Origin of the sequence: Mesorhizobium sp. M0815 (assembly GCF_040319995.1) — a bacterium.
In the GTDB taxonomy this organism is placed as follows: Bacteria; Pseudomonadota; Alphaproteobacteria; order Rhizobiales; family Rhizobiaceae; genus Mesorhizobium.
Genome location: NZ_JAMYOU010000065.1, coordinates 1 through 5,476, shown reverse-complemented (window position 1 = coordinate 5,476; position 5,476 = coordinate 1). Strand labels below are relative to the sequence as shown.

Genomic DNA, 5,476 nt, shown 5'->3' with positions numbered 1-5,476 from the left:
TTGGGTGTGTTTTAATTTCTGCGCCTGGGCTAAGGTGGTGGGTTGTGTTTTTGTGTCTTTGGGGGCTGGCCGCGCGTCCCACTTAAAATCCCGCCCGCCACTTCTACAAATCGCGGCCCGCCCGCAACCTAGTTTGCTCAGTTTCCAGACATCGCCTTGAGGCTGGCGGCGTAGGCGTCGACATCGTCCTTGCCGATGATCTTGGTCGGGATGATGATCAGTCCATCGGCGGGAACGCCCGACTTGTTGCCTTCGAGATAGGCGGCCATCAGCTTCATGCCCTGATAGGCCCATTCGAAGGGCTGCTGCACGACGGTGGCGGCGACGGTGCCTTCCTTGACGCCGCCCAGCGTGATCGGATCGTCGTCGAAGCCAACGACGGTGATCTGGCCGAGCTTGCCGGCATCGCGCAGCGCCTCATAGATACGCGGCGTGTTGTAGGAATAGAAGCCGACCATGCAGGTGACGTCGGGGCTGGCGACCAGCGCGTCCTCGACGTTCTTCTTAGCGCGGGCCTGGTCGATATCGTCGCCACGCACGTCGACCAGTTCGATCTTGGTGCCGGCGAGGCCGTCCTTCATGCCCTGGATGCGTTCCTTGGCATTGTCGGCGCCGAGCAGGCCGACGAAGCCGAGGCATTTGCCGCCATCTGGCATCGCCTTCTTGGCAATCTCTGCCGCCTGCTTGCCGGCATCGACATTGGACGAGCCGATATAGGCGACACGCTTGGTCTGCGGTGCATCGCTGTCGGTGGTGAACAACGCCGTTTCCGAGGCGATCTTGTTCAGCCCGTCGGTCGACGTCTTGGGATCGACGGCCGAGACCATGATCGCCTTAACACCGGCCGTCACCAGATCGTCCATCAGGCGCTGCTGGATGGCGACCGAGGACTGCTCCGGATATTTGAGTTCTAGATTGTAATTGGGCAATTCGCCTTGAGCCTTCTTGACCCCGGCTTCGGCAGCCTTCCAGAAATCGGAAGCGCCGTTGACGACGAAGGCCAGTGTCGGCTTGTCGTCGGCCCGCGCAATTGCGCTCACGGACAGGCCGAGCAGCAGGGCCGCAGCGGCGACGGACGCATTTCGTATCGCAGATTTCATATTCAACCTCCCATTTGACTCAGTAATTTTCGCTGATGATGAACGTGCCGGCGCGGCTTGGACGCCCTCCTCCTCAGGGTTCCGGCAGCGAAGAACGACGCCATTCCAGCCGCGATCGTCGACTTTAGAGACTCATTCGTCGTTCGTAAATAGTCCGATTTGTCTGACATTTCCTCGAAACGGCAGGCGAGCTTCGGTTGACGGGAACTGTCCGCCACTAGGCTGGCTTACGTTCCGAACATGCGCGGGTTCGATGTTCGTCCGAGCATGATGGATTGACGTTATAGGGCCGCCGGATATTAGTAAAGAGTATTAGTTTAATCGGGATTCTCACAAGAAAGGAGCCTCCCAATGCGCTGTCACGTCGGATTCGCGACTAAATCACTTAAGACGGCACTTATATCTATTAGCATCGCTTTACCTTACAAATGCGAGATTTGAGGGACAAATGACATGAACGAACCACTGCGCGATCCCGTCCTTGAGGGTACAAGGCGGCGCAAGCCGTCCGGGAAAAACCCCAGAGGCCGCGTTACCATGACCGACATCGCCAGGGCCGCCGGTTGTTCGCAGGCGACGGTTTCGTTCGTCCTCAACAACACGCCGGGCATCAGGCTATCGCAGCAAACTCGTGAGCGGGTGATAGAGGCGGCGCGGGCCCTCAGTTATGCGCCGCCGGTGTTTTCCGCCCTGCGAGCGCCGGTTGCCGCTTTTGACGGGCTGGATGGCGTGATCGGCTTCGCCGTCGACCAATTGGCGACCAGCCCGGAGGCGGTCGTCGCCATTGAAGGGGCGCGGCAAGCCTCGTGGAACGCTGGCAATGTACTTTTGGTGGCGCAGACCATGGGCGACGAGGTGATGGAGCCCCGGGCCATCGCGGCGCTGACCAAGCAGGGCATTTCGGCGCTGATCTACATGACCATCTTCACCCGCGAGATCGTCGCGCCGGAGTATCTCTACGGCCTCGACATTCCGGTCATCCTGCTCAACTGCTACACCGCCGACTATGCCTTCCCCGCCGTGGTGCCGAGCGAGATCGCCGGCGGCCAGAGCTCGACCCGGCACCTGATCAGCCATGGCCATCGCCGTATCGCCACCATCACCGGCGAGCCATGGATGCAGGCGGCGCAGGACCGGCTGAAGGGCTACCGCCGGGCGCTGGCGACAGCCGACATCCCGTTCGACCCGGCCTTGGTCGTCGAAGGCGATTGGTCGGCGAGCGCCGGCTATGCCGCGACCATCAAGCTACTGGCGCTGAAAGACCGGCCGACCGCCATCTTCTGCCAGAACGACCGCACTGCGATCGGCTGCTACGAGGCGCTGAAGGAGGCCAGCCTGCACATCCCCCAGGATATTTCGGTGGTCGGCTATGACGACGAGGAGATCGCGCGCCATCTGTTCCCGCCGCTGACGACGTCGATCCTGCCGCATATGGCGATGGGGCAATGGGCGATCGAGCAGCTGGAAGTCCCCGCCCCTCCCGGTCGTGGCCGCCATCCCATCACCAAGCTCGAATGCCCGCTGGTGGAGCGGGAGTCGGTTGGCGCGGTGGCGGGCTGACGCGAGGCGGCGGAATAGTCGGCGATCGACAATTGCATAGGCTTGACATCGCGCCCCGCATAGATCCGATTGAGCCCTATGAGGTTGCAAAGCTGCTATAATTTTCAGGACTTTCGCAGGCTGGCCAGACAGCGCCTGCCAGGACCGATCTTCGACTATATCGATGGCGGCGCGGACGACGAGACGACGCTGCGGCGCAACACGGCTGCGTTCGAGGACTGCGACCTCGTCCCAAACGTGCTTGCCGGTGTCGGGCAGATCGACATGTCGGTCACCGTCATGGGCCAGAAACTGGCGATGCCGGTCTATTGTTCGCCGACGGCTCTCCAGCGGCTGTTTCACCATAGCGGCGAGCGCGCCGTCGCCGCGGCGGCGGAGAAGTTCGGGACGATGTTCGGCGTCTCGTCGCTCGGCACGGTCAGCCTGGAGGAAGTCCGCAAGCACAGGACGCCGCAGGTCTATCAGTTCTATTTCCACAGGGATCGCGGCCTGAACCGCGCCATGATGGAGCGCGCCAAGGCGTCCGGCGTCGAGGTGATGATGCTGACGGTCGACAGCGTCACCGGCGGAAACCGCGAGCGTGACCTGCGGACCGGCTTTTCCATCCCCTTTCGGCTTACGCTCGGCGGCATGATGCAGTTTGCGATCAAGCCGAGATGGGCCATCGACTATTTGACGCACGAAAAGTTCAGCCTGCCGCAGTTGGACGGCCATATCGATCTCGGTGGCGGAGCGCTTTCCATCAGCCGCTATTTCACGGAGATCCTCGACCCGTCGCTGGATTGGAAGGACGTCGAAGACATGGTCCGCTTCTGGAACGGCCAGTTTTGCCTGAAGGGAATCATGAGCGTTGCCGATGCCAGAAAGGCCGTCGACATCGGCTGCACCGGCATCGTTCTGTCAAATCATGGCGGCAGGCAGTTGGACGGCTCGCGCAGTCCCTTCGACCAGCTGTCAGAGATCGTCGACGCGGTGGGCGACAGGATCGACGTGATCATCGACAGCGGCGTCCAGCGCGGCACGCATGTCCTGAAAGCTCTGTCGCTGGGCGCCAAGGCCGTCGGCCTCGGGCGCTACTACCTCTTCCCGCTCGCAGCGGCCGGACAGGCCGGCGTCGAACGGGCGCTCGGCCTGATGCGAACCGAGATCGAACGCGACATGCGGCTGATGGGATGCAGGTCGGTGGCAGAGCTTTCCAGGGGGAATGTGCGGTTTAGGTGAGGCAGCCGGAAGTGGCGCACGGCATAAGCTTTTCGAAGTGCGAACACTATACCGACCGGCCGCCGCTCCTGCCGTCCGTGTCGAAGACGGCCTCGCCGGAAACAGCATCCGTATATCCGCCTTCAAGCTGCTGCAACGTATACCGGAACCGATCAAGATTGCCTAGCATTTTGGGCCGAGCATCGACCATGTGCTGGAAAGTGTCCCACTCTCCAATCGAAAAGAAGGCGCCATCTCCGGATTTGATGAGAGCCATTTTTCGCAATCCCTCGAAATCGCGCGGAGCGCTGCTGAACAGTTCGACGAATTCGTCTTCACTTCCCGGCTTGACCTGGAAGCGGACGCTGTTGAATGCCATCATGTATGCTCCCCCCGTGAAAGACCTGAAGAACCTCGAATGCGCGAAAGCCCTAAGGCACCTCAAACCCTCAAACGAGCGTATCGGAAAATCGGAAGGTTGGCTTCAGCCATCTCACGCCGAACGCCTGTTCCTGGCGATGTTTGTTAGGAAGAGGACGACACTCGATCTCAATCGCGCGCCCTGCTGGCCAGCAATGAAACGCGCTGTTAACGCCGTTCGCGGGTGACAGGATGTTGGCCGCAGGTCAAACGTGTAGTCTGCATCTGGCTGTCAGTTGCGGAGGCGGAAATGAATTTGCTTCGGATTGCGCTCTTGTGCACGGCCATGATCGACCTTGGAATGCCTACCGTTCGCGCTGAGGATCGGCCTGTGCCGCCGAACAACAAAGCCGCAACAGTGCAGCCGCCCGTTCATTGTGAAGGCCAAAACTGTCTCCCGCCGGCGAAAGATCCCGTGCAGGAATGCACCGGCCAGGATTGCACGCCAGCGCCGCCGACTGAACCGGGTCCGGAGATCAAGCAGGCCGACTGAGTCGGTATCAGCAGACCATCCCCTCTTTTGGCAGGGATGGCGCTCAGCCCTCGCGACCCTCCGACCACCGGCGCCGGTCACGGTCATAGTCGGGCGGCTATGAGCTCACCGCGCCCGAGAGGCCCCATGAGGCGGGCCGTGCATTGGATTGATGGCGCGCCCGAAGAGGATGAAACTGGGAACTCGTATGTTATTGCTGCGCCTATCGATTTCTCAGATCACCGCTCGGAGCCGAAGGTCCGCCTTGCGCGCCATAAACTGTCCCTTGCCACCCCTGAACAGCCAAAATCGGATCCAACCGGTCATTCGTCAAGGGGAAGCGAAGTGACCTCCATGCAGAATTCGAGCGCTCATCGGCGTTGGGCGCAATCCGGCCGCGGCCCTCCTGGGGCTAACGTTCAGGGCAGCGGGATCGGCTTGTCGCTGAGTGTGCGCAAGTAGGCGATCAGGTCGACCCGTTCGGTCTCGTCCGGAACACCAGGCGTCTCCATGTAAACGCCCGGCGTGGTGAGCATGGGTCCGAAGAGATATCTGTTCAGATCCTCGTACGTCCATACACCCTCCCAGTCGAGCAAAGCGTCGGAGTAACGCATTTTTGCCACAGACGCCTTGTCGCGACCGACGACGCTCCACAGGTTGGGTCCCGTCTTGGTCGCTCCCTGTGGCGCGGCATTGTGGCAACCGGCACACACGCTGGTGAAGT

General features: G+C 61.2%; 5 protein-coding genes. 2 read left to right on the top strand and 3 right to left on the bottom strand.

The features are described from left to right. Window positions 1–137: 137 nt before the first annotated feature. Window positions 138–1,100 carry a sugar-binding protein gene (locus NKI01_RS30645; RefSeq protein ID WP_352484310.1) on the bottom strand — a complete coding sequence of 321 codons (963 nt, stop codon included), beginning with the start codon at window positions 1,098–1,100 and terminating at the stop codon, window positions 138–140. Window positions 1,101–1,553: 453 nt separating this feature from the next. Between NKI01_RS30645 and NKI01_RS30640 the strand changes: the two genes are divergently transcribed. Next, window positions 1,554–2,660 (top strand): LacI family DNA-binding transcriptional regulator, encoded by a 1,107-nt coding sequence (locus tag NKI01_RS30640; protein ID WP_031193752.1) that lies wholly within the window; start codon window positions 1,554–1,556, stop codon window positions 2,658–2,660. Window positions 2,661–2,738: 78 nt separating this feature from the next. Then, window positions 2,739–3,881 (top strand): alpha-hydroxy acid oxidase, encoded by a 1,143-nt coding sequence (locus tag NKI01_RS30635; RefSeq protein WP_352495024.1) that lies wholly within the window; start codon window positions 2,739–2,741, stop codon window positions 3,879–3,881. Between the two features lie 46 nt (window positions 3,882–3,927). On the opposite strand, the gene NKI01_RS30630 is transcribed toward NKI01_RS30635, so the two are convergent. Together NKI01_RS30630 and NKI01_RS30625 are read right to left on the bottom strand one after the other, a co-directional pair. Beyond that, window positions 3,928–4,242 carry an antibiotic biosynthesis monooxygenase family protein gene (locus NKI01_RS30630; RefSeq protein WP_352965832.1) on the bottom strand — a complete coding sequence of 105 codons (315 nt, stop codon included), beginning with the start codon at window positions 4,240–4,242 and terminating at the stop codon, window positions 3,928–3,930. Between the two features lie 929 nt (window positions 4,243–5,171). Then, window positions 5,172–5,476: c-type cytochrome (locus NKI01_RS30625; protein WP_352965829.1), on the bottom strand; the 305-nt coding region annotated here is incomplete at its 5' end.